General features: G+C 65.3%; 16 protein-coding genes. 11 read left to right on the top strand and 5 right to left on the bottom strand.

Features of this window, described 5'->3' with window-relative positions:
• The first annotated feature begins 148 nt into the window (after positions 1-148).
• Positions 149-1,867 (top strand): N-acyl-D-amino-acid deacylase family protein, encoded by a 1,719-nt coding sequence (locus tag JQ616_RS30480; RefSeq protein ID WP_212021121.1) that lies wholly within the window; start codon positions 149-151, stop codon positions 1,865-1,867.
• Between the two features lie 179 nt (positions 1,868-2,046).
• Here the strand turns inward: JQ616_RS30480 and JQ616_RS30475 are convergent, their stop codons facing one another.
• Positions 2,047-3,381 carry an MFS transporter gene (locus tag JQ616_RS30475; RefSeq protein WP_212021119.1) on the bottom strand — a complete coding sequence of 445 codons (1,335 nt, stop codon included), beginning with the start codon at positions 3,379-3,381 and terminating at the stop codon, positions 2,047-2,049.
• A 224-nt stretch (positions 3,382-3,605) separates the two neighbouring features.
• Here JQ616_RS30475 and JQ616_RS30470 point away from each other — a divergent pair, with 224 nt between their 5' ends.
• From JQ616_RS30470 to JQ616_RS30450, 5 genes are all read left to right on the top strand, one after another.
• Positions 3,606-4,367, top strand: a complete 762-nt coding sequence (locus JQ616_RS30470) for a class I SAM-dependent methyltransferase (protein ID WP_212021117.1) — start codon at positions 3,606-3,608, stop codon at positions 4,365-4,367.
• A 36-nt stretch (positions 4,368-4,403) separates the two neighbouring features.
• A complete protein-coding gene (locus JQ616_RS30465) occupies positions 4,404-5,057 on the top strand; it encodes an ABC transporter ATP-binding protein (RefSeq protein WP_212021115.1) in 654 nt (217 codons plus the stop codon).
• A complete protein-coding gene (locus JQ616_RS30460) occupies positions 5,054-7,513 on the top strand; it encodes an ABC transporter permease (RefSeq protein ID WP_212021113.1) in 2,460 nt (819 codons plus the stop codon). The genes JQ616_RS30465 and JQ616_RS30460 overlap by 4 nt, the downstream gene beginning before the upstream one ends.
• On the top strand, positions 7,503-8,588 hold the full coding sequence (locus JQ616_RS30455) for a lipocalin-like domain-containing protein (RefSeq protein WP_212021111.1): 1,086 nt from the start codon (positions 7,503-7,505) through the stop codon (positions 8,586-8,588). The genes JQ616_RS30460 and JQ616_RS30455 overlap by 11 nt, the downstream gene beginning before the upstream one ends.
• Positions 8,589-8,695: 107 nt before the next feature.
• On the top strand, positions 8,696-9,085 hold the full coding sequence (locus tag JQ616_RS30450) for an MAPEG family protein (RefSeq protein ID WP_212021109.1): 390 nt from the start codon (positions 8,696-8,698) through the stop codon (positions 9,083-9,085).
• Positions 9,086-9,274: 189 nt separating this feature from the next.
• Here the strand turns inward: JQ616_RS30450 and JQ616_RS30445 are convergent, their stop codons facing one another.
• The 3 genes from JQ616_RS30445 to JQ616_RS30435 form a co-directional block, all read right to left on the bottom strand.
• Entirely contained in the window at positions 9,275-10,465 is a 1,191-nt protein-coding gene (locus JQ616_RS30445) for an ABC transporter substrate-binding protein (protein ID WP_212021107.1), read from the bottom strand.
• A 296-nt stretch (positions 10,466-10,761) separates the two neighbouring features.
• Positions 10,762-13,932, bottom strand: a complete 3,171-nt coding sequence (locus tag JQ616_RS30440) for an efflux RND transporter permease subunit (RefSeq protein WP_212021106.1) — start codon at positions 13,930-13,932, stop codon at positions 10,762-10,764.
• Positions 13,929-15,203, bottom strand: a complete 1,275-nt coding sequence (locus JQ616_RS30435) for an efflux RND transporter periplasmic adaptor subunit (RefSeq protein ID WP_349630071.1) — start codon at positions 15,201-15,203, stop codon at positions 13,929-13,931. The genes JQ616_RS30440 and JQ616_RS30435 overlap by 4 nt, the downstream gene beginning before the upstream one ends.
• Positions 15,204-15,963: 760 nt before the next feature.
• On the opposite strand from JQ616_RS30435, the gene JQ616_RS30430 reads away from it, so the two are divergent.
• From JQ616_RS30430 to JQ616_RS30410, 5 genes are all read left to right on the top strand, one after another.
• Entirely contained in the window at positions 15,964-23,490 is a 7,527-nt protein-coding gene (locus tag JQ616_RS30430) for a hypothetical protein (protein WP_212021104.1), read from the top strand.
• A 340-nt stretch (positions 23,491-23,830) separates the two neighbouring features.
• Entirely contained in the window at positions 23,831-24,331 is a 501-nt protein-coding gene (locus tag JQ616_RS30425; protein WP_212021669.1) for a phage tail protein, read from the top strand.
• 10 nt (positions 24,332-24,341) lie between these two features.
• Entirely contained in the window at positions 24,342-24,845 is a 504-nt protein-coding gene (locus tag JQ616_RS30420; RefSeq protein ID WP_212021102.1) for a phage tail protein, read from the top strand.
• Positions 24,846-24,851: 6 nt separating this feature from the next.
• On the top strand, positions 24,852-25,376 hold the full coding sequence (locus JQ616_RS30415; protein WP_212021666.1) for a phage tail protein: 525 nt from the start codon (positions 24,852-24,854) through the stop codon (positions 25,374-25,376).
• A 1-nt stretch (position 25,377) separates the two neighbouring features.
• Entirely contained in the window at positions 25,378-25,977 is a 600-nt protein-coding gene (locus JQ616_RS30410) for a GNAT family N-acetyltransferase (RefSeq protein ID WP_349630070.1), read from the top strand.
• Here JQ616_RS30410 and JQ616_RS30405 read toward each other — a convergent pair.
• Positions 25,959-26,261, bottom strand: a complete 303-nt coding sequence (locus JQ616_RS30405; protein ID WP_212021100.1) for a DUF6916 family protein — start codon at positions 26,259-26,261, stop codon at positions 25,959-25,961. The genes JQ616_RS30410 and JQ616_RS30405 overlap by 19 nt on opposite strands.
• Positions 26,262-26,435 lie beyond the last annotated feature (174 nt).

Here is a 26,435-nt window from a genome sequence, read left to right as displayed (position 1 = left end):
GCGGAACAAATTTCCGCCGGGCGCAACACTCGTTCCCGCTGGCAAAATCGCTGCCAGCGCATCCCAGAGCTTCACCGGCGATGGTTGACAGCATCAAGGGCTCACCCATGATGCCGCATAACCAAGAACAGCCTCGGGATGAAACGCCATGACCTCGACCCCAGACCTCGTGATCCGCGGCGGCAGCATTGCCGACGGCAAGGGCGGCGACCTCTTTGAAGCCGATGTCGCGATCACCGGCGGCAAGATCACCGAGGTCGGCAAGGTCTCCGCAAAGGGCAAGGAAGAGATCGACGCCAAGGGCAAGCTCGTCGCGCCCGGCTTCGTCGACGTCCACACCCATTACGATGGCCAGGTGACCTGGAGCCAGGACATCACGCCGTCGTCGCAGAACGGCGTCACCACGGCGATCATGGGCAATTGCGGCGTCGGCTTCGCGCCGTGCCGACCGAGCGACCACGTCAGGCTGATCCAGCTGATGGAAGGCGTCGAAGACATTCCGGAGCCGGTGCTTTCCGCCGGCATTCCCTGGGCGTGGGAGAGCTTCCCCGACTACATGGAATGGCTGTCGAAGCGCAGCTTCGACATGGATATCGGCGCGCAGCTGCCGCACGCGGCGCTGCGCGTCTATGTGATGGGCGAGCGCGGCGCGCGCCGCGATCCCGCAACGGCTGAAGACAACAAGGCGATGGCGGCGCTCGCCGGCGACGCCGTGCGCGCGGGCGCACTGGGCTTCTCGACCTCGCGCACGCTCAATCACCGCACCTCGACCGGCGACTACACGCCGACGCTGAAAGCAGGCGAAGATGAATTGACCGCCATCGCCGGCGCGATGCACGGCGTCGGCCGCAGCGTACTGCAATTCGTGCTCGACCAGAGCACGGTGCACGAAGACCTGCCGATGATGCTGCGGGTCGCCGAGAACACCAGATGCCCGATCTCGTTCTCGGTTGCGCAGGCCGACAAGGCGCCGCGGCGCTGGCGGCAGACCATGGACACCATCAATGAAGCCGCCGCCCGCGGCCTCTCGATCACGACCCAGATCGCGGCGCGCCCGGTCGGCCTGCTGCTCGGGCTCGAATTGTCGCGCAACCCGTTCCAAACCCACCCGAGCTATCGCGAGATCGCCAAGCTGCCGCTGGCCGAACGGCTGAAGCATCTGCGGCGGCCCGAGGTGCGTGCGGCGATCCTGAGCGAGAGCGCAACCGCGACCGACGATCCGCTGTTCTTCCGGCCGAACTACGACAAGATGTATCTGCTGGGCAATCCGCCGGACTACGAACAACCGCCGGAGAACGCGCTCGGCCCGCAGGCGCGGCGCCAGGGTCGGCAGCCGGAAGAGCTCGCCTATGACGCGATGCTGACCGACGAGGGCCGCGGCATGCTCTACGTGCCGTTCCTGAATTATGCCGACGGCAATCTCGATGCCGTGCATGAGATGCTGCGCGAGCCAAGCGCGGTGCCCGGATTGAGTGACGGCGGCGCGCATTGCGGCATCATCTGCGATGCCAGCTTCCCGACCTATCTGCTGACGCACTGGACCCGCGACCGCAGCCGCGGCGAGAAGCTCTCGATCCCGTTCGTGATCGCGGCGCAGTCGCGCAAGACCGCGCTGTCCGTCGGCCTCACCGATCGCGGCGTGATCGCGCCGGGCTTCAAGGCCGACGTCAACGTGATCGACTACGACCGGCTGCATCTGCATCCGCCGAAGGTGCATTACGACCTCCCGGTCGGCGGCCGCCGCCTGTTGCAGCAGGTTGACGGCTACGATGCCACCATCGTCTCGGGCGTCGTCACCCAACGCGCAGGCAAAGCCACCGGCGCGCGGCCGGGCAAGCTGGTGCGCGGGGCGCAGGGCTTGAATTGAGATAGACGCACCCTCCCTGGAGGGGGAGGGTCGGATCACATTGAGCGCAGCGAAATGTGAGGCGGGGTGGGGTGATCTCTCAACACGGGCAGTGCCCGAATGGAGAGATCACCCCACCCCGCCGTTCATTTGATTCGCGTCGCCCCCTCCCCTTCAGGGGAAGGGCGAAGCGATGCCCTCTACGTCGGCGACACGGCGCCCCTGATCGTGCCCGCGGGCTGCGACGTGCCGGTCAGGCGCGCGCGCTCGGTGTTCGGCCACAGCAGCAGCAAGCCGAGCACGCCAGATCCCACCATGATCGCGGCGTTGATGGTGAAGCCCGACATGTAGCCGGCCATCGGCGTGGCCGCGTGCTGGATCACACTGCCCATCACCATCGGCGCCAGAATGCCCGAGATCGTGTACAGCGCGCCGTAGATCGCGATGATGGCGCCGCGCTGCGACACCGGCGTGAACTCGCCGAGCATCGGCGGGCACACCACATAGATCGAGCCGCACAGGCCGGAGCCGATCACCAGCAGTGCGATCATCAGCCCGCCCTGTGGCGCATGGGGCAGCATCGCGAGAATGCAGCCGCCGGCGATCAGCGGCGCCGCGCCGAGCACGCCGCGCGCGCCACGGGTGGTGAAGCCGCGCGCCAGCATCAACTGCGAGATCCAGCCGGTCAGGATCACGATGGTCGCACCGAAGATCCAGGGCAGGATCGAGACGAAGCCGGCCTGCTGCTGCGAAAAGCCGAGTCCCTCGATGATGAAGGACGTGAACCAGGTCAGCCCGAGCGACAACGCCCAGTAGGCGCCGAAAGTCGCCACCACGCAGCCGATGAAGGTGCGCGACGTCAAAAGCCTCCAGTAGGGAATCCGTCGTTCGTCGGCGACCACGGCCGCCGTCGACACCAGCGGTCCTTCCTTGCCGAGCGCGAACCAGGCGACGGTCCAGAGCAGGCCGACGATGCCGAGTGCGCCGAAGGCGTGATGCCAGCTGTGATTGACGATGACCCAGTTCAGCGCAGGCACCGCGAGGATCACGCCGAACGCCGAGCCCTGCGACAGGATCGCGGTCGGCAACGTGCGCTTCTCGTCCGGAAACCACTTGTAGATCGCGTGCGCGGCGACCGAAAAGGCCGGCCCCTCGCCGGCGCCGAGGATGATGCGGCAGATCGTGAGCGTCGTGAGGCTGACGGTGCCGATCATCGGAAATTGCGCGAGCGACCAGATCACCGCCAGGACCAAGAGCACCCAGCGCGTATCAACGCGGTTGACGATGAAGCCAACCACGATCGCCGAGATCGAGAACAAATAGAAGAAGGCCGAGCCGAGATCGCCGAACTGCTCCGGGGTGAGACCCATCTCCTTCCTGATCGGCACGCCGGCCAGCCCGACCACGATCTTGTCCGCAAAGTTCACCACCATGAACAGGAACAGAAGGAAGGTGATGGTCCACGCGCCCTTTGGAGTCCCCTTGGGCGTTGGCATTCCCTCTGACGCCCTCTTGGGCGTCGGCTGCGTCGTCATGTCTGGCTCCCCGTCGTTTCGTTTCTTGGCTTCGTAAGTTCGGCCCCAACTGGAGATGCTAGCCACGCCTCGCGGGGCAACGCAACACCGCATTTCCTCGGGGGTCCGGCGACCTGACGCGCGGCTAACGGCCGATCACGATCGCGTCGGCGCGCCAGTTGAAGCGGTGAACTGTCATGCCCCGCCTGCTATGTTCGGGGTCAACGAAAAGCCGGGGTTGTTTCATGAACAGATTGATCCTCCGCGCAGCCGCCTGCGCTGCGCTCGCGTCCGCTACGCTGCTCGCTTTGCCCACAGTCCGCGCGCAAGACGCGGCGAGCCCGGACTATGCGGCGATCGTCGCCGCACCGGATCGCAGCGATGCTGATCGCCAGGTCGACAAGCGCCGCGAGCCGGCCAAGATGCTGGCCTTTGCCGGCGTCAAGCCGGGCATGACCATCCTCGACATGGCGGCGAGCGCCGGCTACAGCACCGAACTGCTGGCGCGCACCGTCGCCCCGTCGGGCAAGGTCTACGCGCAGGATTCGGCCAGCGTGCTCGAACGCTTCGTCAAGGACAAGTTCGACACTCGCGCGAAATCGCCCGCGATGAAGAACGTGATCCATGTGGTGCGGGACTATGACGACCCGATTCCGCCCGAGGTCAAGAACCTCGACATGATCACCTTCTTCTTTTTCTATCACGACATCACCTATCTGCCGGTCGATCGCGCCGCGATGAACAAGAAGATGTTCGCCGCGCTCAAGCCGGGCGGCTACCTCGTGATCGCGGACCACTCGGCCAAGGCCGGCGACGGCACCAATGTCGCCAAGACGCTGCACCGGATCGAGGAGAGCACCCTGAAGCAGGAGATCGAGGCCGCCGGCTTCAAGCTGGTCGCCGAGGGCGATTTCCTGCATCATGCGGAGGACCCGAAGGACATGCCCGTCTTCAAGGCGCCAGTGCCGATCGACGAGTTCGTCCTGAAATACCAGAAGCCGCAGTGAGGGACGGCCATCGCTTCATCTGACCAGACCGCCGCGGTGCTTCGCGTCACCGGCCTGACCAAGAGTTACCGCTCTGCTGGTGAAGACGTCGCGGTGCTGCGCGGCGTCGACCTCGCCGTCGCAAACGGCGAGAGCGTGGCGCTGACGGGCGAATCCGGCAGCGGCAAGAGCACGCTGCTGCATCTGATCGCAGGGCTCGATGCCGCCGACAGCGGCGAGATCACCCTTGCCGATGTCAACGTCTCCACGCTGAACGACGCCGGCCGCGCCGAGCTGCGCCGCGACCGGCTTGGCCTCGTGTTCCAGCAATTCAATTTGATCCCAAGTCTATCGGTCGCGGACAATCTCGTGTTCCAGTCGCGTATCGCCGGCCGGCACGATGCCGCCTGGCATGACGAACTGGTCGTGCGACTCGGCTTGAAAAACCTGCTCAGGCGCTATCCCGAGCAATTGTCCGGCGGCCAGCAGCAGCGCGTCGCGATCGGCCGGGCGCTGGCGCCGAAGCCGCTGTTGCTGCTTGCCGACGAGCCGACCGGCAATCTCGACGAGGACACCGCCGACGAGGTGCTGCGACTCGCGCGAGATCTCGTGACGCGCACCGGCTGCGGCTTCCTGATGGTCACCCACAGCGCACGGCTCGCCGCGACGCTCGATCGCCAAGTCAACTTACATGCCGGAGTGGTGGCGTGAGGCGCCCATTGTGGATCCTCGCGGTGCTGCTCAGCCACTGGCGGCGGCATCCAATGCAGCTTGCGACGCTCTTGATCGGCCTGATCTCGGCGACCGCGTTATGGAGCGGCGTGCAGGCGCTGAACCAGCAGGCCCGCATCGCCTATGACCGCGCCGCCGCGACCTTCGGCGGTTCGCGCACCGCATTGCTGGTGAGCAAGGACAGCGCGACCTTCCCGCAAAAGCTGTTCGTCGATCTGCGCCGCGCCGGCTGGCCGGTGTCGCCGATGCTGGAGGGCCGGGTCCAGATCGACGGACGCAGCTTCCGCCTGCTCGGCGTCGAACCGGTGACGTTGCCGTCCGAGGTCGGCAATGCCCCGGCGGTCGGGCGCGGCAGCCTGCAGGCCTTCGTCACGCCGCCGGGCGAAATGCTGGTGGCGCCGGAGACGCTGCGCGATCTCGGCCTCAAGGATGGCGAACGGCCTCAGGCCAACGGCGTCGCGCTGCCGCCGTTGCGCGTGCAGGCCGAGCTCGCGCCCGGCGCGCTGATCGTCGATATCGGCATCGCGCAGGACATTTTGAGGATGCCCGGACAGGTCTCGCGCCTGCTGGTCGGCAAATCCAAGGCGCCGCATGCAACGCTGGAAAGCGTGGCGGGCGACAAGCTCCGACTGGTCGAGCCGAGTACCGAGAGCGACCTCGAACGGCTGACCGACAGTTTCCACCTCAACCTCACCGCGTTCGGCCTGCTGTCGTTCTTCGTCGGCCTGTTCATCGTCAACTCCGCGATCGGGCTCGCCTTCGAGCAGCGGCTGCCGATGTTACGTACGCTGCGCGCTTGCGGCGTCTCAGCGCGGATGCTCAACACCGTGCTGGTGATCGAGCTGGTGTCGCTGGCGCTGGTCGCAGGCCTCATCGGCCTGGTCTGCGGCTATTTCATCGCGGCGGCCTTGCTGCCCGATGTCGCGGCCTCCCTGCGCGGGCTCTACGGCGCGCAGATTCCCGGACAGCTCTCGCTGAAACCCGTCTGGTGGTTCGCCGGCATCGCCATCAGCATTCTGGGCGCGCTTGCCGCGGCGGCCGCGAGCCTCGCCAAGGCGATCCGGATGCCGGTGCTGGCGACGGCGCAGCCGCAGGCCTGGCAGCAGGCGCAGCGCCGCTGGCTGATGTTGCAGAGCGCCGCAGCGCTCGCCGTGTTCGTGGTCGCCGCGGTGCTGATTCAGTTCGGCGATTCGCTGATCGCGGGCTTTGCCGTGCTCGCCGCGCTGATGCTCGGCGCAGCCTTGATCCTGCCGACGGTGCTGCAGATCGCGCTCGCATTCGGCCAGCGCAGCGCGCGGGCGCCGGTCGGCATCTGGTTCTGGGCCGACAGCCGCCAGCAGCTCTCCGGTCTGTCGCTGGCGCTGATGGCGTTGTTGCTCGCGCTCGCGGTCAATGTCGGCGTCGGCACCATGGTGGAAAGCTTCAGCCGTACCTTCCTGGTCTGGCTCGACGGCCGCCTTGCCGCCGACGTCTATATCAGCGCCGCCAGCGATCAGCAGGCAAAGGAGATCAAGACCTGGCTGCGCGATCGGCCGGAGGTGCAGGCGATCCTGCCCGGCGGGCGCGCCGACACCCAGCTCGGCGGCGCGCCGATCGAGGTGCTCGGCCTGCCCGACCACGCGACCTATCGCGACAACTGGCCATTGCTCGAGAGCACGGCGAATGCGTGGATCAGATTGCGCCCCGGCGACACCTGCCTCGTCAGCGAGCAGCTGTCGCGGCGGATGAAGCTCGCAATCGGCGATCATATCGAGGTGCCCGCCCCCGGCGGCAACTGGCCGCTCGAGATCGTCGGCATCTATGCCGACTACGGCAATCCCAAAGGCCAGATCGCGGTCAACTTCGCCGCGCTGACCCGCCGCTTCCCGCAGACGCCGCAGACCCGGATCGGGCTCCGCGTCGCGTCCGATCACATCGCGCCGCTGATCACGGCGTTACAGGAAAAATTCGGCCTCGACGACCGCAATGTCGCCGACCAGGCGACCATGAAGCGGGAATCCAAGCGGGTGTTCAATCGCACCTTCTCCGTGACCGCGGCGCTCAACGCCTTCACGCTCGGCGTCGCCGGCATCGCGCTGTTGACCAGCCTGCTGACGCTGGCCAATTCGCGGCTGCCGCAGCTGGCGCCGCTGTGGGCGATTGGGCTAACGCGGCGGAAGCTTGCCGCGCTCGAACTGTTGAAGACCATGGCCGTCGCGCTGATCACTGCGCTGTTCGCGCTGCCGCTCGGCCTGCTGGTCGCGTGGTGCCTGCTTGCGATCGTCAACGTCAAGGCCTTTGGCTGGCGGCTGCCGTTCCACGTCTTCCCGCTGCAGCTGATCGAGCTGCTTGCGGTGGCGATGGCCGCAGCGCTCTGTGCCGCGGCGCTGCCGGTCGCCAGACTGGCGCGCATGCAGCCGGCGACCCTGATCCGGACCTTCGTCAATGAGCGTTAGCCGCACCATCACGCGGCGTGTCTTCACCGGCGGCGCGCTGGCGCTTGCACTCGGCGGCAAGAGTTTTGCGCAGGGCTTCGCAGGACTCGGCGAGAGCACCGAAGGCTTTGCCGCCGTCACACCGGGCAAGCCATTCACATTCCCCGCCGATCACGGCCCGCATCCGGAATTCCGGATCGAGTGGTGGTACGTCACCGCGAACCTCGTCGACGCGAATGGTGCCGCCTATGGCGCGCAATGGACGCTGTTCCGCCAGGCGATGAAGCCGGGCGGCCCCAGCGAGGGCTGGGCCAACCAGCAGGTCTGGATGGGCCACGCAGCGGTGACCAGCGCCACCACGCACCGCTTCAGCGAGACCTTTGCGCGCGGCGGCGTCGGGCAGGCCGGTGTCGAGGCGGCACCGTTCCGCGCCTGGATCGATGCCTGGGAGATCCACGGACTCGATCCGTTCGACGCGCAACGCATCGCGCCGCTCGAGCTGAAGGCCTCCGCGGCCGACTTCAGCACCTCGCTGCGGCTCGCTGCCGACCGTCCGCTGGTGCTGCAGGGCGACCGCGGCTACAGCCGCAAATCGGATCGCGGACAGGCCTCCTATTATTACAGCCAGCCGTTCTACAAGGCATCCGGCCGCATCGTGATCGACGACAGGCCGATCGACGTTACGGGCACGGCCTGGATGGACCGCGAATGGAGCAGTCAGCCGTTGGCATCAGACCAGACCGGCTGGGACTGGTTCTCGCTGCATCTGCCGGGCGACGAGAAGCTGATGCTGTACCGGCTGCGCCAGAAGGACGGCCGAGAGAATCTGTTCGGCAATTGGATCACGCCGGACGGCCGCTCGGCCGAGATCGCGGCAACCGGCAACAGCATCACGCCGATCGCGAGCACCGAAATCGGCGACCGCAAGCTGCCGACATCATGGCGCGTAAGCCTGCCCACGCGCGGGCTTGCCATCGACACCGCACCGCTCAATCCGAAGGCCTGGATGGGAACCAGCTTCCCCTACTGGGAAGGCCCGATCCGCTTTTCCGGCAGCCACACCGGAATCGGCTATCTTGAGCTGACCGGATACTAGACGTCGGCGGACGACTGACGCAGCCCAAAGATAGCCCAGCCTGTCACACCGGTCGCTGCGGCCCCGTCATGACATCGGGGCCAACGGAACGAGAGGAAACGTCTGCCATGTACAACTACACGGCCATTGTCACCTGCCTTGCGGTCGCGTTCTATTTCTTCACCTCGACGCAGGTCGCGCGCGCCCGCGTCCGCTACGGAGTCAAGCTGCCGGCGATCTCGGGCCATCCGGATTTCGAGCGCATCTTCCGCATCCAGATGAACACGCTGGAATGGATGCCGATCTTCCTGCCGTCGCTCTGGCTGTTCGTGATCTATATCGGCGATACCGCAGCCGCCGTGGTCGGCGCGATCTGGGTGATCGGCCGCATCGTCTATTTCATCGGCTATCGCGAGGCGGTGGCGAAACGCAGCCCCGGCTTTGCCATCCAGGCCGTGGCCTCGATCATCCTGTGGGTCGGCGCGATCGGCGGCGCCGTGTGGCGGCTGGTACATTGAAGGCCGAGACGGCGCCGCGCACTCACTGTCGTCCCGGGCTTGACCCGGGCCCCATAACCACAGGGTCCAGTTTTGCGATGGCTGGGACCCCAGCCCGATCTCACAACCAGGTTCCGTGGTTATGGGTCCCTGCTTTCGCAGGGACGACACCTATTTTGTTTCACAAGCCGCGCATACGTCAGCTACGCGTCACTTCGTCAGCGGGCAGCCCGAGTCCTTGGCCCGCGGGAACGCCTGGTCGCCGGGCACCACGGCGAGCTGCTTGTAATAGTCCCACGGCTTCTTCGATTCCGAGGGCTTCTTGACCTCGAACAGATACATGTCGTGGACCATGCGGCCGTTCTCCTGCACCTTGCCCTGGGCGAAGGCGTCGTCGACCGGCAGCTCCTTCAGCTTCTTGGCGACCGCGTCGGAGTCCTTGGTGCCGGCGGCCTTCACCGCCTTGAGATAGCTCAGCGTCGCCGAATAGGTGCCGGCGTGGATCATGCTCGGCATCCGCCCGGTGCGCTTGAAGAAGCGCTCCGAGAAGGCGCGGCTCTTGTCGTCGTGATCCCAGTAGAAGCCTTCGGTCAGCACCAGACCCTGCGCGGCGTCGAGGCCGAGACCGTTGACTTCGGCGAGCGTCATCAAGAGACCGGCGAGCTTCTGGCCGCCCCTGACGATGCCGAACTCGGCGGCCTGCTTGATCGAGTTGGTGGTGTCCTGGCCGGCATTGGCGAGGCCGATCACCTTCGCTTTCGAGCTCTGCGCCTGCAACAGGAACGAGGAGAAGTCCGACGAGTTCAGCGGCACGCGCACCGAACCGAGCACCTTGCCGCCCGCGGCCGTGACGATCTCGCTGGTATCCTTTTCCAGCGCATAGCCGAACGCATAGTCGGCGGTGAGGAAGAACCAGCTGTCGCCGCCGGCCTTCACCAGCGCGCCACCGGTGCCGACCGCGAGCGCGTGAGTGTCGAACGCCCAGTGGAAGCCGTAGGGCGTGCAGGATGCGCCCGTGATCGCCGAGGACGCGGCGCCGACCACGATGTCGATCTTCTTCTTTTCCTTCGAGAGCTCCTGCACCGCGAGAGCGACCGACGAGGTCGTCAGCTCGGTGATCATGTCGACGCCGTCGGCGTCATACCAGCGCCGCGCGATCGAGACGGCGAGGTCCGGCTTGTTCTGATGATCGGCGGTGACCATCTCGATCTTCTGGCCGAGCACTTCGCCGCCGAAATCCTCGATCGCCATCTTGGCGGCTTCGACCGAGTACTTTCCGCCGTAGTCTGCGTAGACGCCCGACTGGTCGTTCAGGACGCCGATCTTGACACCCTGCGCCATCGCCGGCGCCGCAATCACGAGGCTGCAAGCCGCAACCGCAGCCAAAAATCCCGACTTCATTGTTATGCTCTCCCAGCAGTTTTCTCATCAGGAAAAATCGGCGCGACATTATTTTATAACCCCGCGCCTGCCCATCTCTTTCGGTTCAGCCAAAAGTATGGGCTTACATCGACGCCCGCTTATAGCTCCCCGTCACCCTGAGGAGCGCGGAACGCGCGTCTCGAAGGGGCGACGGCCCGGCTGGGGCCGTGCATCCTTAGAGACGCCTGCTTCGCAGGCTCCTCCAGCGACAACGGCTCCGCCGTTGCGCGGGGATGACGGAGAAAGACCGGCTGCCGCGGAATGCCGGTGGCTCGCTACCCCGCCACGGCCGCGGGTTCCTTCGGCTTACCCTCGTTCTTCCCTTCCGCGAGGTTGCGCACCACCATGTAGAAAATCGGCGTGAAGACCAGGCCGAACAGCGTGACACCGAGCATGCCGAAGAACACGGCGACGCCGACCGCCTGCCGCATCTCGGAGCCCGAGCCGGTCGACACCACCAGCGGCAGCACGCCGAGGATGAAGGCGAACGACGTCATCAGGATCGGCCGCAGGCGCAGACGACACGCCTCGATCACGGCCTCCAGCCGTGGCCGGCCCTCGAGCTCGATATCGCGCGCGAACTCGACGATCAGGATCGCATTCTTGGCCGCCAGTCCCACCAGCACCACGAAGCCGATCTGGGTCAGGATGTTAACGTCCTGGCCCATGATGCGCACGCCGATGGTCGCCGCGAACAGGCACATCGGCACGATCAGGATCACCGCGAACGGCAAGGTCCAGCTGCCATATTGCGCGGCCAGCACCAGGTAGACGAACAGCACGCAGATCGGGAACACGTAGAGGCCGGCATTGGCGCCGTTGACCTGCTGATAGGACAGGTCGGTCCATTCGAATGAGAAGCCGCTCGGCAAGGTCTCGTCGGCGATTTTCTTGATGGTGTTGAGCGCCGTCGTCGAGCTGACGCCCGGCGCCGGCTCACCCTGCAATTCCGACGCCGAATAGAGATTGTAGCGCGCGACACGGTCGGGACCCGAGATGTCCTTGAAGTCAACGATGCTGCCGAGCATCACCATATCGCCATTGGCGTTACGGGTGCGCAGCCGCGCCAGATCGGTGGCCTCCTTGCGGAACGGCAGGTCGGCCTGCGCGGTGACGTGGTAGGTACGTCCGAACAGGTTGAAGTCGTTGACATAGGTCGAGCCGAAATAGGTCTCGATCGTGTCGGTGATGTTGGCGATGGGAACGCCGAGCTTCTGCGCCTTGACCCGATCGATATCGACGAACAATTGCGGTGTGTTCGCGGAGAACGGCGAGAACACCGAGGTGAGAGCCGGTGATTTGCGCGCGGCCATCACCAGCTCATCGGTCGCGGCTGCCAGCAGTTCGGGCCCACGCCCCTGGCGGTCCTGGACGCGGATGGTGAAGCCACCACCGGTGCCGATGCCGGGCACGGCCGGCGGCGGAATCACGATGATGAAGGCGCCCTGGATCACCGACAGACGCTTGCGTAGCTCGGCCGTGATCGCGTTTGCCGTCAGCCCCTTCTTCAGCCGTGCCTCCGGCTCGTCGAACACCGGGAACAGCGCCGCGGCGTTGCCTGCCTGCGTCCGCGTCGCGCCGGAGAATCCGGCGAAGGCCGCGACGCGTACGATGCCGGGCGTATCCAGCGCGATCCGCTCGATCTCACGCACGACGGCCGTGGTCCGCGCCAGCGACGCGGCGCCCGGCAGCTGCGCCGAGATGATGACATAGCCGCGGTCCTGCGCCGGAATGAAGCCCTGCGAGGTGGTCGCGAGCAGCCAGCCGGCGCTGCCGATCAGCGCGAGATAGATCACGACCATCACCACGGTGTGCCGGATCACGAAGTCGGCGACACCAGCATAGCCGTGGGCCAGCCGGTCGAACACGCGGTTGAACAGCGCGGTGAAGCTGCCCCAGCCGCGGGCGATGATGTTCCAGCGCGCCGGCGGCCGCTTCTCCTCATGCGGAACCAGGATCTGCGAGGCCAGCGCCGGCGACAGCGTCAGCGAGCAGAAGCAGGAAATCGCGGTCGCGACCGCGATGGTCACGGCGAATTGCTGGAAGAACTGCCCGGAGATGCCGCCGAGGAAGGCGGTCGGCACGAACACCGCGCACAGCACCAGCGCGATCGAGACCAGGGCGCCGCCGACCTCCTCCATGGTCTTGAGCGCGGCCTCGCGCCTACTCATGCCGTGCTCGAGATGCCGCTCGACATTCTCGACCACCACGATGGCGTCGTCGACCACGATACCCACTGCAAGCACGAGGCCGAACAGCGTCAGATTGTTGATCGAAAAGCCGAGTGCGGCCATCACCGCGAAGGTGCCGACCAGCGACACCGGGATCGCGATGATCGGGATGATCGCAGGCCGCCAGCCCTGCAGGAACACCAGCACCACGATGACCACGAGCGCCATCGCCTCATAGATCGTTTTGATCAGCTCATGCACCGATTGGGCGATGAATTCGGTCGGGTTGTAGCCGATGTTGTAGTCGAGCCCCTTCGGGAACGTCGCCTTCATCCGCTCCATGGTGTCGGAGATACTCTTGGCGGTCGCAAGCGCATTCGATCCGGGCCGTTGCGTCACCAGCAGCGCGACCGCGGATTTCCGCAGCAGGAAGCTGTTGGTGGCGTAGGACAGCGCGCCGAGCTCGACACGGGCGACGTCGCGCAGCCGCACCGTGCGGCCGTCGGAGCCAGCCTTCACCACGATGTCCTCGAACTGCCTGACGTCCTTGAGGCGGCCGGTGAAGACGAGGTTGGGCTGGAAGGCGCGATCGGCGATCGGCGGCTCGGCGATCTGGCCGCCGGCGATCTGCAGGTTCTGCGCCCGGATCGCCGCCAGCACCTCGGTCGAGGTCAGGCCGAGATTGGCGATCCGGTCGGGATCGAGCCACAGCCGCATCGAGTAGTCGCGCGCGCCGAACATCTGGATGTCGCCGACGCCGTCGAGCCGCAGCAGCTGGTCGCGGACCTGCAGCAGTGCGTAGTTGGAGATGTAGAGCTGGTCGAAGGTGTCGTCGGGCGACAGCATGAACACGACCATCAGGATGTCGGGCGAGTTCTTGCGTGTGGTCACGCCGTTGCGCTGCACCTCTTCCGGCAGCCGCGGCTGCGCGATCGCGACGCGGTTCTGCACCAGCACCTGGGCCTTGTCGAGGTCGGTGCCGAGCTTGAAGGTCGCGGTGATGGTGAGCTGGCCGTTCGAGGTCGCCTGGCTGTAGAGATACAGCATGTCCTCGACACCATTGATCTCCTGCTCGATCGGAGCAGCGACGGTGTCGGACACGGTCTGCGCCGAGGCGCCCGGATACTGCGTGGTGACGACGACGGTCGGCGGCACCACTTGCGGATACTCCGAGATCGGCAACGTCGGATAGGCGATCGCGCCGACAATCAGCAGCACGATCGACAGCACCATCGCGAGGATGGGCTGGTTGATGGAAAGCCTTCCGAGATTCATGGCTTCGCACCTGCCGCCGGCTTGGCGTCTGCGGGAGCTTTGTCACCCGCCGGAGCCTGCGCCATTTTCGGCGTCACCTTGGCGCCGACACGGGCGCGCTGCAGCCCGTCGACGATCACGTGATCCTCCGGCTTGAGGCCTTCGCGGATCACGCGCAGGCCCTCATCCAGCGGCCCGAGCGTGACCGCGCGGGCTTCCACCGTGTTGTCGTCCTTGACCACGAACACGATCTTGCGCGACTGGTCGGTGGCGACGGCGCTGTCCGGGATCAGCAGCGCCTCATAGGGCGAGGAGCCGATCAGGCGGACACGGCCGAACTGGCCGGGCAGGATCGACAGATCCTTGTTCGGAATCACCGCACGGCTGCGCAGCGTCGCGGTCGAGACATCGAGGCGGTTGTCGAGGAAGTCCATCTTGCCTTCATGCGAGGGCTTGGTCTCGCCGGTCAGCGCCACCTGCACCGGGTTCGCGGTGTCACGCGAGCTCGGCCGCCGGCCTTCGAACCACAGCTTGCTGTTGCGCTGGTAGGTCGCCTCGTCGACGTCGAAATAGATGTAGATCGGATCGAGCGACACGATCGAGGTCAGCAGCGTCGCGCCACCCTCGCTGCCCTGCACGAGGTTGCCGGGGGTCACCAGATGCCGGCTGACGCGGCCGGTGATCGGCGCCAGCACGTGGGTGAATTCGACGTTGAGCTGCGCGGCCTTCAGCGAGCCCTCGGCCTGGGTCTCGGCAGCACGCGCCGCCTGCAAAGCCTGACGGCGCTGGTCGACGACCTGCTCCGAGACCGCGCTGGTCTGCACCAGATTCAGCCCGCGCTCGAGATCGCGCTTGGCAAGCTCGCCCTTGGCGCGCGCGTCGGCGAGTTGGCCCTCGGCCTGTAGCACCACCGCCTCGAACGGCCGCGGGTCGATGATGTAGAGCAGATCGCCGGCATGGACGATCGCACCGTCCTTGAACTCGACGCTGTTGACGAAGCCGCCGACGCGGGCGCGGACCTGAACCTCCTCGACCGCCTCGAAGCGGCCGGTGAATTCGTCCCAGTCGGTGACGGTGCGCTTGACAGGCTGCGCAACGGTCACCGGCGGTGCCGGCGGCGCGGCCTGCGATTGCGCGCTCTTGTCGTCGCAGCCGCCGAGCGTCAGCGCGGCCAATAGCCCGATCGGCGCCAGGCTGAGCCGGCAAGCCCTGATGAATCGCTGGCGACGAAACGAATGACGCTCGACGCCGGTCACCGGAGCCACACGCTCCGCTCTGTCAATCGAACCCAATTCCTTCTCCCCCAGAACAACGAAAGCACGACGACCAAGCAGGGCTACGAAAGTCGCAATTGAAATTGCCGTGATTTTGCGCGGATGGACCACCGCGATGCCGCGGCAGCGGATGTCACAGATGTAGCCGCCACCCAGTCTGTTCAAGATGGCCGCCGGATCAAGCAAATAGTTGCGTAGTCTGAAAGCCTTACGACGCGCTCGCGAAACCGTGACGACAAAAAGGGGCAGTTTGGCTGGCCTATGGAGCTGATCGGATCACAGTCGCATAGCCGCGAATCAATCATAAGGCGAACTCGCGACACAGATCTGTCACACGGTTCCGATCCCGCCCGTCCGGCGCATGCGACCGGCTTCCCGCGGCGAAAAATCATCGGATTACAGCACTCTACCTCCCGCTGCATCGTCGCGATCAAGGCTGACCGCGTTGTGTCATCCGGGCACACATTGACACTCGGAAATATCGCCAATACGGTCGTGGTTGCCAAAGAGTAAATTTGATTGGCCGCCGCATTTTTATCGAACATTCATCGGGCTTTGTTGCGGCGTGTGTGAGTGAAAGCGACTACGTCAATGGCAAGCGCATTTGATCTTGCTGATGTCACGGCTCCGCGGACATCGCGGTCGTCCGGTATTGCAGTCAGCTTGGCGCGCACTCCGATCGCAGATGGTCAACCTCAACGTGTGAACGGCATCACACGTCCTCGTATCCAACAAATGTAATTATTGGCCGGCTTCCACGCCGGTCGCAGGAGTGCTCATGACGACCATACCTGCTTATACAATCGGTGGTTTAACGCGTCCGGAACTTCAGCTTGATTCGACCGGTCATATCGTCCTCGATTCGGCCGCGCAGGCGTTCGCCGACACGTATGGTCTGCAATATCTCTACCTCGGCTGCCCTCCCGGCACGCCCTGGCCGCCCGTCACCGACTCGCTATCGACACCGGTCGACGCCAATTCGGGAAACAACACCGTCGCCGAGGGCGCCGCGGTCAACACGCTCGTCAACATCACCGCGCAAGCCACCAGCAGCAGCGGCATTCCCGTCACCTATTCGCTGACCGCCGACAGCTCCAATGGCGGCTTCAAGATCGATCCGAACACCGGCGTGGTGTCGGTCGCCGATCCCAGCAAGGTCAATTACGTAACCAGCCCCGGTCACGCCTACACCATCACCGTTCAGGCGAGTGACGGCATGGCGACGAGCTCGCAGAGCTTCGTCATCGGCGTCACCGACGTTGCGCCGTCGACACCGGTCGACACCAATGCGGCACCCAACAAGGTCGCGGAAGGCTCCGCCGTCGGCACGCTCGTCGGCATCACCGCATCCGCGGCCGACATGAATGCCGTGACCTATACGCTGACCGGCGATACGTCCGGCGGCGGCTTCAAGATCGACCCCCATACCGGCGTCATCAGCGTCGCCGATCCCAGCAAGATCGACTACACGACCGCCCCCGGTCACGCCTACACCGTCACCGCGACGGCAAGCGACGGCACCCTGTCCAGCTCGCAGAGCTTCACCATCGCGGTGACGCTCGGGGCCGCCACGCACTTTGCGGTGAGCATCCCGGCCAACGGCGCGGCAGGCACGCCGGGCACGGTCACCGTCACCGCGCTCGATGCGTTGAACCACGTCGTCACCAACTACACCGGCACGGTTCATTTCACATCGAGCGACGGCCACGCCGTGCTGCCGGCCGACGTGACATTGACCAACGGCACCGGCAGCTTCAGCGAGACCCTCGACACCGCCGGCAGCCAGACCATCACCGCGACCGACACGGTCAACAGCGCGGTCAAAGGAACATCGAACGCCGAAATCGTGACGCCGGGTGTCGCCACGCATTTCTCCGTCAGTCTTCCCGCGAACGGCACGGCCGGGACGCCAGGTTCGGTCGTCGTCACGGCGCTCGATGCCTTCGGCAACGTCGCCACCGGTTACACCGGAACCGTCCACTTCACGTCGAGCGACGGCAGCGCCGTGCTACCTGCCGACTCAGTGCTCACCAACGGCATCGGCAGCTTCAGCGACACTTTTGATACCGCCGGCCACCAGACTATCACCGCCACCGACACGGTCAGCGCCGCCATCACCGGCACCTCGAACGCCGAGACCGTGGCGGGCGGTGCCGCCACGCACTTTGTGGTCAGTATTGCGGCCAATGGAGCGGCGGGAACGCCAGGCACGGTCACCGTCACCGCACTCGACGCTTTCAACAACGTGGCCACCGGCTACACCGGAACCGTGCACTTCACCTCGACCGACGGCCATGCCGTGCTGCCAGCCAACATGACGCTGACCAACGGCGTCGGCAGCTTCAGCGAGACTTTCGCGACCGTCGGCAGCCAGACCATCACCGCGACCGACACGGTCAGCGCCGGAATCACCGGCACCTCGAACGCCGAAACGGTCGCGCCGGGCCCAGCCACGCACTTCGTGGTCACCCTCCCGGCCAGCGAAACGGCTGGCGTCGCCGGCTCGGCCACGATCACCGCATACGACGCCTTCGGCAACGTCGCCACCGGCTATGCGGGCACGGTCCACTTCACGTCGACCGACGGCCACGCCGTGCTGCCCGCTGACATGACGCTGAACAACGGTACCGCCACCTTCAGCGAGACCCTCGACACCGCCGGCAACCAGACCATCACCGCGACCGACACCGTCAGCTCGGCCATCACCGGCACCTCGAACCCCGAGACGGTGACGGCCGCCGCCGTCACGCATTTTGCCGTCAACATCCCGGCCAACGGAACGGCAGGCGTAGCAGGTTCGGGCACGGTGACCGCGCTCGACGCCTTCGGCAACGTCGTCACCGGTTACACAGGAACCGTGCACTTCACTTCGAGCGACGGCGCCGCCGCGCTGCCCGGCAACATGACGTTGACCAACGGCGTCGGCAGCTTCAGCGAAACCCTCGATACCGCCGGTAGCCAGACCATCACCGCGACCGACACGGCCAACGCCGCCATCACCGGTACCTCGAACGCCGAGACCGTGGCGCCGGGCGCGGCCACGCATTTCGTGGTCAGCATTCCCGGCAATGGCGCTGCTGGCACGCCGGGCACGCTCACCGTCACGGCGCTCGATGCGTTCGGCAATGTCGCCACCGGTTACACCGGAACCGTGCACTTCACCTCGACCGATGGCCATGCCGTGCTGCCCGGCGACATGACGCTGACCAACGGTGTCGGCAGCTTCAGCGAGACTTTCGCGACCGTCGGCAGCCAGACCATCACCGCGACCGACACTGTCAGCGCCGGCATCTCCGGCACCTCGAACGCCGAAACGGTCGCGCCGGGCCCAGCCACGCACTTCGTGGTCACCCTCCCGGCCAGCGAAACGGCTGGCGTCGCCGGCTCGGCCACGATCACCGCATACGACGCCTTCGGCAACGTCGCCACCGGCTATGCGGGCACGGTCCACTTCACGTCGACCGACGGCCACGCCGTGCTGCCCGCTGACATGACGCTGACCAACGGCACCGCCAGCTTCAGCGAGACGCTCGACACCGCCGGCAGCCAGACCATCACCGCGACCGACACCGTCAGCTCGGCCATCACCGGCACCTCGAACGCCGAGACGGTGACGGCCGCCGCCGTCACGCATTTTGCAGTGAGCATCCCGGCCAACGGAACGGCAGGCGCGGCCGGCTCAGGCACGGTGACCGCGCTCGATGCCTTCGGCAATGTCGTCACGGGCTATGCTGGCACCGTCCACTTCACCTCGAGCGACGGCGCCGCCGTGCTGCCCGGCGACATGACGTTGACCAACGGCGTCGGCAGCTTCAGCGAAACCCTCGATACCGCCGGTAGCCAGACCATCACCGCGACCGACACGGTCAGCGCCGCCATCACCGGTACCTCGAACGCCGAGACCGTGGCGCCGGGCGCGGCCACGCATTTCGTGGTCAGCATTCCGGCCAACGGCAGGGCGAACATCCCAGGTTCGGTTACCGTCACCGCGTTCGATGACCACGGCAACGTGGCGACCGGCTATACGGGCACGGTGCATTTCACGTCGAGCGACGGCAGCGCCGTGCTGCCCAGCGACATGACGCTGACCAACGGCGTCGGCACCTTCAGCGAGACATTCGAGACCGCCGGCAGTCAGACCATCACCGCGACCGACACGGTCAGCGCCGCCATCACCGGCACCTCGAACGCCGAGACCGTGGCTCCTCCGGACGCACCGCCCGTCGTGACCGGCGGCCACACCCTGAACTACCTCGAGGGGCAAGCCGCCACCGCGATCGATCCCGCGCTGACGGTCACTGATTCGGACAGCACGACGCTCGATCATGTGACGGTGCAGATCACCGGCAACTACGTCAACGGCCAGGATGTCCTGGGCTTCGTCAACACCGCGAACATCACCGGCACATGGGACGCCGTGCACGGTGAAATGACCCTGACCGGCTCCGCCGCCTCCACGGTCGCCGACTTCCAGAGCGCGCTGGATTCGATCACATATCTCAACACCAGCAACAATCCGTCCGCCCTGGCCCGCACGGTGACCATCATCGCCAATGACGGCATCCTGGACGGCACGCCGGCGACCGACACCATCGATGTGACGCCGGTCAACAACCCGCCGGTGGTGACGTTCGGCGCGATCACCAATTTCAGCGAGCCGCCGGTCGGTACGCCGCCAGCGAATTCCGTTCCGGTCACGATTGCCCCCAACCTGACGATCACCGACGTCGACAGCAGCAACCTGATCAGCGCGACCTTCGTGCTGAACGACCTCAAGCCGTCGGATGCGCTCTCGATCGCGGGCCATGCCGGCACGAGCGGCGACATCGGCAACATCCACTTCGACATCAGCAGCACGGCCAGCACCGAAACCGTCACCCTGACCGGCACCGACACGATCGCGCACTACAATGCCGTGCTCGACCTGGTCCAGTTCAACAACACCGGCGAGCCGCCGGACACCACCGCGCGCTCCTATACCGTGACCGCGGTCGACGATGGCGGCACCGCCAACGGCGGCAACGACACCGGTTCGGCGAGTGCGAGCCAGACCGTCACCGCGATCGACGATCCGCCCACCGCGACGGTGCCGACGGATTCATCGATCGGGACCGCATTCTCGCACACCAATCTCGCGATATCGGGGCTTTCGGTCGCCGACATCGATTCCGCAGGCGGCAATGAAACCGCAACGATCAGCTCCAGCCACGGTGCGCTGAACTTCGACCTCACGGGCCTTGCCAGCTCCACCAACAACGGCACCCACACGGTCACGCTGACAGGCACGATCGCGCAGCTCAACACCGCGCTGGCGACCCTGACCTACAACAGCGACGACGGCTTCACCGGGACCGACACCATCTCGCTGAACATCAATGACAACGGTCACACCGGCACCGGCGGCCCGCTGTCATCCGGCCCCCAGAGCTTCCATGTCGGCGTCATCCCGCAGGTGTTCTATATCGACAATTCGGCGACCACGAGCCACAACCTCGGCACCCAGGCCGACCCGTACACCTCGATCGCGGCCTTTAACGCCGCGAATCCGGCCGGCTCCGGCGACTACGTCGTGCTCGAGCACGGCACCGGCACCTATAGCGAGGCCAATGGCATCAATCTCGCCGACGGCGTCAACCTGATCGGCGGCAGCCATACCCTGCAATTCACCAATCCGGTGACCGGCCAGGTGATCACCGCCAACACCGGTTCCGGCAGCGATCCGGTGATCCATGTCACCGGCGCCGACAACGGCATCGACCTGCTCGGCACGACCGGCCATACCATCACCGGCGTCAGCATCGACACCTCGGCCTCGACCGGCATCGGCATCAGCGACGACGGCAATAATGTCGGCACCGTCTCGATGTCCGACATCACGATCAAGACCGCCAGCGGCGCCGGCATGAACTTCACCCATGGCGGCACCATCACCGTCACCGGCACCAACCACATCACGACGACGACCGGCACCGCGCTCGACGTCGTCAACACCAATATCGGCAGCTCGGGCCTCACCTTCCACGACATCAGTGTCAACGGTGCCGCCAACGGCATCATCCTCAACAACACCGGCACGGGCGCAAGCAATGGCGGCCTCACCGTGACCGGCGACGGTGCGACCGCAGGTTCCGGCGGCACCATCCAGAACAACGTGCAGGGCGCGCTGTTCACCAATACCAAGGCGCTGTCGCTGTCCTACATGAACTTCACCAACCCCGACAGCGGCAACGGGACGGCGGTCAACGCCGATGATTCGACGTTCAACAGCAATGCCGAAGCCGGCATCAACATGAACAACGTCGCGGGCGTGACCCTCGACCACCTCAATGTCAACGGCAATGGCGGAGCCGGCGGCGCGCAGAACGGCATCAACGGCGTCAACGTCTCCAATCTCACCATCAGCAACAGCACGGTCGTGGGCTTCGGCGACGACGACGGCACCAACAATGCGGAAGGTGACGTCAGGCTGTTCAATCTCAGCGGCACGTCGAACATCACAAACTCGACGTTCGGCTTCGTGCCCGGCGACGCCACGGCCGGCGACAACCTCGTCGACATCCGCAACACCACCGGCACACTGACGCTGAACGTCACCGGCAGCACCTTCCACAACACCGCCGACTCCACGTCCGGTGCGGACGGCCTCCAGGTCACCAGCAACAGCACTTCGGTGGTCAATCTCAATGTCTCCGGCAGCACGTTCACCAATCTGAAGACCGCGGGCATTGATACGTTCGCCCGGGGCACGTCGACGATGAACGTCAACATCACCGACGGCGGCACGACCGGAAACGGCAACAGCTTCACGCCGGGAACGGTCGCAAGCCGCGCCGTCGGGCTGAATGCGCAGGACACCGCGCACCTCAACTTCAATATCAACCGCAACACCAACCTGGTCGGCTATGGCGGCCCGGTCGTCGAGATCTTCGGCATCAACAGCGCCGTGATCAACGGCCATGTCGACAACAACAGCAACATTGCGAACAACGGCACCACCAACCGGGCCGGCAGCCCGCTCGATTTCGACATCGAGGACAACGCCACCGCGTCGATCGAGGCCAGCGGCAATACCATCAACAATGCCGGTCAGGACGCCGGCATCGTCGCGTTCGCTGAAGGCGATGGCGGCACCACCAACAACAAGGCCGCCCTCGACCTGACATTGGCCAGCAACACCATCAACCTGACCGGCAACAACCTCAACGCCAATTCGTTCAACGACGGCATCCTGCTGGTGCCGGGCGCCAACGCCAATGACGCCACCACCATCACCGCCAACATCCACAATAATGCGGTGACGGGGATTACGGCCGGCGACGGCAACGTCGCCTTCGTCGTCGAGAACAGCGGCGGCGCCGGATCACATCTGTACCTTGAGAACTTCGCCGGCAGCACCAACGCCACCTGGAACGCCAACAACAACACGCCGCAGAACTCCACGCTCGAGCTCAACTCGCCGGCGTCCGCAGCGATTCCCGGCACCCATAATGGCGGCCACACCATCCTGCCGTCCAATGCCAACGCGCTGTTCTCCGCAAGTGGCGGCGTGGCGAGCGCGAGCGGCAGCACCGGCGAGATGAACCTGACCCAGGCGGAGCTCAACAAGGCCGTCGCTGCCGCGATCGCGAACTGGGCCGCTGCCGGACTTTCGTCCGACAAGATTGCCCTGCTCCAGCACGTCACCTATGACGTCGCCGACATCACGTCCGGCTGGCTCGGCCAGTCGACGCCGGGCCATGTCACCATCGACGTCAATGCCGATGGACGAGGCTGGTTTGTCGATCCGACCCCGTCGAGCAATTCAGAATTCGCGCACGCCGTGTCGGCAACCAGCCTCGTGACGGATCCGACCACGGCGGCGGCCGGCCACATGGACCTGCTCACCACCCTCATGCACGAGATGGGCGAGCAGCTCGGCCTCCAGGACCTGTTTGCGCCGGCCGATCAGGGCAGCCTGATGTATGCCTTCCTGGAGACCGGCGAGCGCCAGCTGCCGACCAATGCCGAGGCCGCCCAAGCCAATGCGGCAGCGGGGCTCGCCATCCCGACGCAGGACAACACGTCCTCGACCAGCACATCGTTGATCGGCCGCGACAGCTTCGACTTCTCGGCGTTCACGCAAACGTCGCACACCGACACAAGCCATACGGACCTGGGCACGAATCCCCAGCCCCTGTCCGATCTGTTCAGCGAGCATTCCGGTGCCGCTGCCCCGTGGTGGGTGGGCCACGAGACGGTGTTCGCCGCGATGGGCGGCACGCCGACCGACAATCACTCGCTGTCCCATCACGACTTGGTCATCTGACCGAGGCAGACTGTCGACGACACCAGCGCCTGCCGAACCGATTCGGCAGGCGCTGCGCTTTTCGCTTGATCGAGTCCGGGCGGCGCCGCTTTGGCGGAAGCGCTTCAATCGCTGCCCGAGGCGCGCTGGTTCATGCCCACCGACACGCGGTCCCGCAGCAAACGCTTCCATCGCGCACGCTGCGCCGACGGCCTACGCTGCAATCGAAAGAAAAAATTACAAATGATCGACAATCGTTGAGGTTGCACTTATCCGAAAACACGTTATCGTGCAGAAGTTCGCTGCACAGCGTTATTATCTCGAATTCCTTACAATCTTAAGACGTATTGGCGGAGGATCCATGGCTGAACCATTCATCGCCGAAATCCGCATGATGTCGTTCAACTTTCCGCCCAAGGGCTGGGCCTTCTGCAACGGCCAGCTGCTCCCGATCAATCAGAATCAGGCGCTGTTCTCGCTGCTGGGGACGACGTTCGGCGGCGATGGGCGCATCAATTTCGGGCTGCCCGATCTGCAAGGCCGCGTCCCGATTCACATGGGGAGTCACACGCTTGGCGAAAAGGCAGGCGAGCAGACTCACACACTGACGCTCGGTGAAATGGCGCAGCACACCCATCAGGCGAGCGGATCCAGCGCCAACGCCGGAGATCCGGTGCCGGCGGCCAACCTGTTGGGCAACAGCTCGCCGAACCTGCTCTACAGCCCGGCGGCGCACCTGACCGCACTGAATCCGGCGACCGTCGGCAATGTCGGCGGCAGTCAGGCGCATCCCAACATGCAGCCGTTCCTGACCATCAATTTCAGCATCGCCCTGCAGGGCATTTTCCCGTCGCAGACCTGAGGAGACGCCGATGGCACAGCCATATGTGGGCGAGATTCGCTTGTTCGCCGGCAATTTCGCGCCGGCCGGTTGGATGTTCTGCGACGGCTCGCTCCTGCCGATCTCGAACTATGACACGCTCTTCAATCTGATCGGCACGACCTATGGCGGCGACGGGCAGTCGACATTCCAGCTACCGGATCTGCGCGGACGCGTTCCGATCCACATCGGGCCGGGCTTTCCGATCGCCGCGAGCGGCGGCGTCGAGAACGTGACCTTGACGGTCAGCCAGATCCCGTCGCACAGCCACAGCTTCATGGGTTCGACCGACGTGGCCAATTCACCAAACCCCGCGGGCAACGTCATCGGCCGGTCGCCTCAGATCAAGGCATTTCTCAGCTCCACGCCCGGCGTGCAGATGTCGGGGCAATTCCTCGCCAACACGGGGGGCAGTCAGCCGCACGACAATTTCCAGCCCTATCTGTGCGTCGACTTCATCATTTCGCTGTTCGGCATATACCCGAGCCAGACCTAGGAGCGCATCATGGATCCGTTTGTGGCCGAGATCCGTATTTTCGGTTTCAACTTCGCACCCAAGGGCTGGGCATTCTGCAACGGACAGATTCTGCCGCTCTCTCAGAACACCGCGCTGTTCTCGCTGCTGGGCACCACCTATGGCGGCGACGGCAAGAGCAATTTCGCCCTGCCCAACATGCAGGGACGCGCGCCGATGCATCCGGGGCAGGGTCCGGGCCTCTCGCTCCACGATCTCGGAGAGACCGGCGGCGAGGAGACAGTCACCCTGCTGCAGAGCGAAATCCCATCCCATCCACATCCCGTCGAAAGCGTTGCGGCGAACTTCTCGGGCACGTCCGATGTGCCCACCAACAATGCGCTCGCGAAGTCCGCCCAGGGAAATGCCTATACGAGCACCGCAACCCTGGTCGCGATGTCACCGCTGGAAATCGGCCTCTCCGGCAACAGCCTGCCGCATAACAACATGCAGCCTTATCTCACCTTGAATTTCTGCATTGCGCTGCAAGGCGTCTATCCGCCGCGGAGCTGAGGTGAGTTTCGGTGCCGACACGCCCGCGGCGGCGTCCGCAGCGCCCGCTTTTGACTGGGCGCGCGCAGCCCTGTCGGGCTGCCGCTTTCGTCGCCTGTCGGAGACCGATCTGCCGTTCCTCGGCCGGCTTTACGCGGCGACGCGTGCCGAAGAGCTGGCGCCGGTGCCATGGAGCGAGGCAGACAAGGCTGCCTTTCTCGACCAGCAATTCCAGGCCCAGCACGCGCACTACCAGCGCTATTATCCGAACGCCGACTGGCTGGTGATCACGCATGGCGGCGAGGACATCGGCCGGTTCTACATCGAGCGCTGGCCGACCCAGCACCGCATCATCGACATCGCCTTCATGCCGGCGCATCGTGGCAGGGGCTATGGCGAGGCGCTGCTGCGCGATGCGATCGACGAGGCAATGGCGGTCGGCAAGGACGTTTCGATCCATATCGAGAAGCTCAACCCGGCGATGCGGCTTTATCGGCGGCTCGGCTTCGTCACCGAGGAAGACAAGGGCGTCTACGATTTGATGCGTTGGCGCGCGGCGGGAGCTTGTGAAGGACAGGCTCGTGAAAAGCAGGCTTCACAGCATCAGGTGAAGATCGCCTGATAGCCGTTGCCGTCAGCGAGCGGCCCGATCGGCACCAGGAATATCTCGATCACGCCCAATGCCGGATGCCGCACCGGATAGATCGCCTGCGGCAACCACGCGCCCTTCGGTCCGGCAAACAGCAGCGAGAACGCGCCGCCCGGCCGACCGCTGTTTCCGGCGGGCTCGACCTTGGCGAGCCTCAGCACCACGACGCGATCCGCCGCCTGCATCTCGAACTCCGTGTCCTGATGCGGCTTGAAGTCATCAATCTGCAATTTCGCGAGGTCGACCGTCGATGTCATGCGATGCCCCTGTTGATCCCGAAGCTGTAGCACGCCATACGCGACGGTGCCCGACAAAATGACCCGACAGGCAACTCGGATGTATGGGCCCCGCCGCTTCCCTTCGTCGTTGCCCGACGCGCAATTGCGCACCGGGGACTGATACGAACCCTTGCCAACTGCGCCTGGATGGTC

Source organism: Bradyrhizobium tropiciagri, assembly GCF_018130545.1.
In the GTDB taxonomy this organism is placed as follows: domain Bacteria; phylum Pseudomonadota; class Alphaproteobacteria; order Rhizobiales; family Xanthobacteraceae; genus Bradyrhizobium; species Bradyrhizobium tropiciagri_A.
Note: the sequence above shows the minus strand (reverse complement) of the source record. Positions and strands in the feature narration are given on the sequence as shown.

What these genes read in the sequence shown, in the direction of transcription:
- JQ616_RS30480 (WP_212021121.1), top strand. Translation starts at nt 149, where the DNA reads ATGACCTCGACCCCAGACCTCGTGATCCGCGGCGGCAGCATTGCCGAC.
- JQ616_RS30475 (WP_212021119.1), bottom strand. Translation starts at nt 3,381, where the DNA reads ATGACGACGCAGCCGACGCCCAAGAGGGCGTCAGAGGGAATGCCAACG.
- JQ616_RS30470 (WP_212021117.1), top strand. Translation starts at nt 3,606, where the DNA reads ATGAACAGATTGATCCTCCGCGCAGCCGCCTGCGCTGCGCTCGCGTCC.
- JQ616_RS30455 (WP_212021111.1), top strand. Translation starts at nt 7,503, where the DNA reads ATGAGCGTTAGCCGCACCATCACGCGGCGTGTCTTCACCGGCGGCGCG.
- JQ616_RS30450 (WP_212021109.1), top strand. Translation starts at nt 8,696, where the DNA reads ATGTACAACTACACGGCCATTGTCACCTGCCTTGCGGTCGCGTTCTAT.
- JQ616_RS30445 (WP_212021107.1), bottom strand. Translation starts at nt 10,465, where the DNA reads ATGAAGTCGGGATTTTTGGCTGCGGTTGCGGCTTGCAGCCTCGTGATT.
- JQ616_RS30440 (WP_212021106.1), bottom strand. Translation starts at nt 13,932, where the DNA reads ATGAATCTCGGAAGGCTTTCCATCAACCAGCCCATCCTCGCGATGGTG.
- JQ616_RS30430 (WP_212021104.1), top strand. Translation starts at nt 15,964, where the DNA reads ATGACGACCATACCTGCTTATACAATCGGTGGTTTAACGCGTCCGGAA.
- JQ616_RS30425 (WP_212021669.1), top strand. Translation starts at nt 23,831, where the DNA reads ATGGCTGAACCATTCATCGCCGAAATCCGCATGATGTCGTTCAACTTT.
- JQ616_RS30420 (WP_212021102.1), top strand. Translation starts at nt 24,342, where the DNA reads ATGGCACAGCCATATGTGGGCGAGATTCGCTTGTTCGCCGGCAATTTC.
- JQ616_RS30405 (WP_212021100.1), bottom strand. Translation starts at nt 26,261, where the DNA reads ATGACATCGACGGTCGACCTCGCGAAATTGCAGATTGATGACTTCAAG.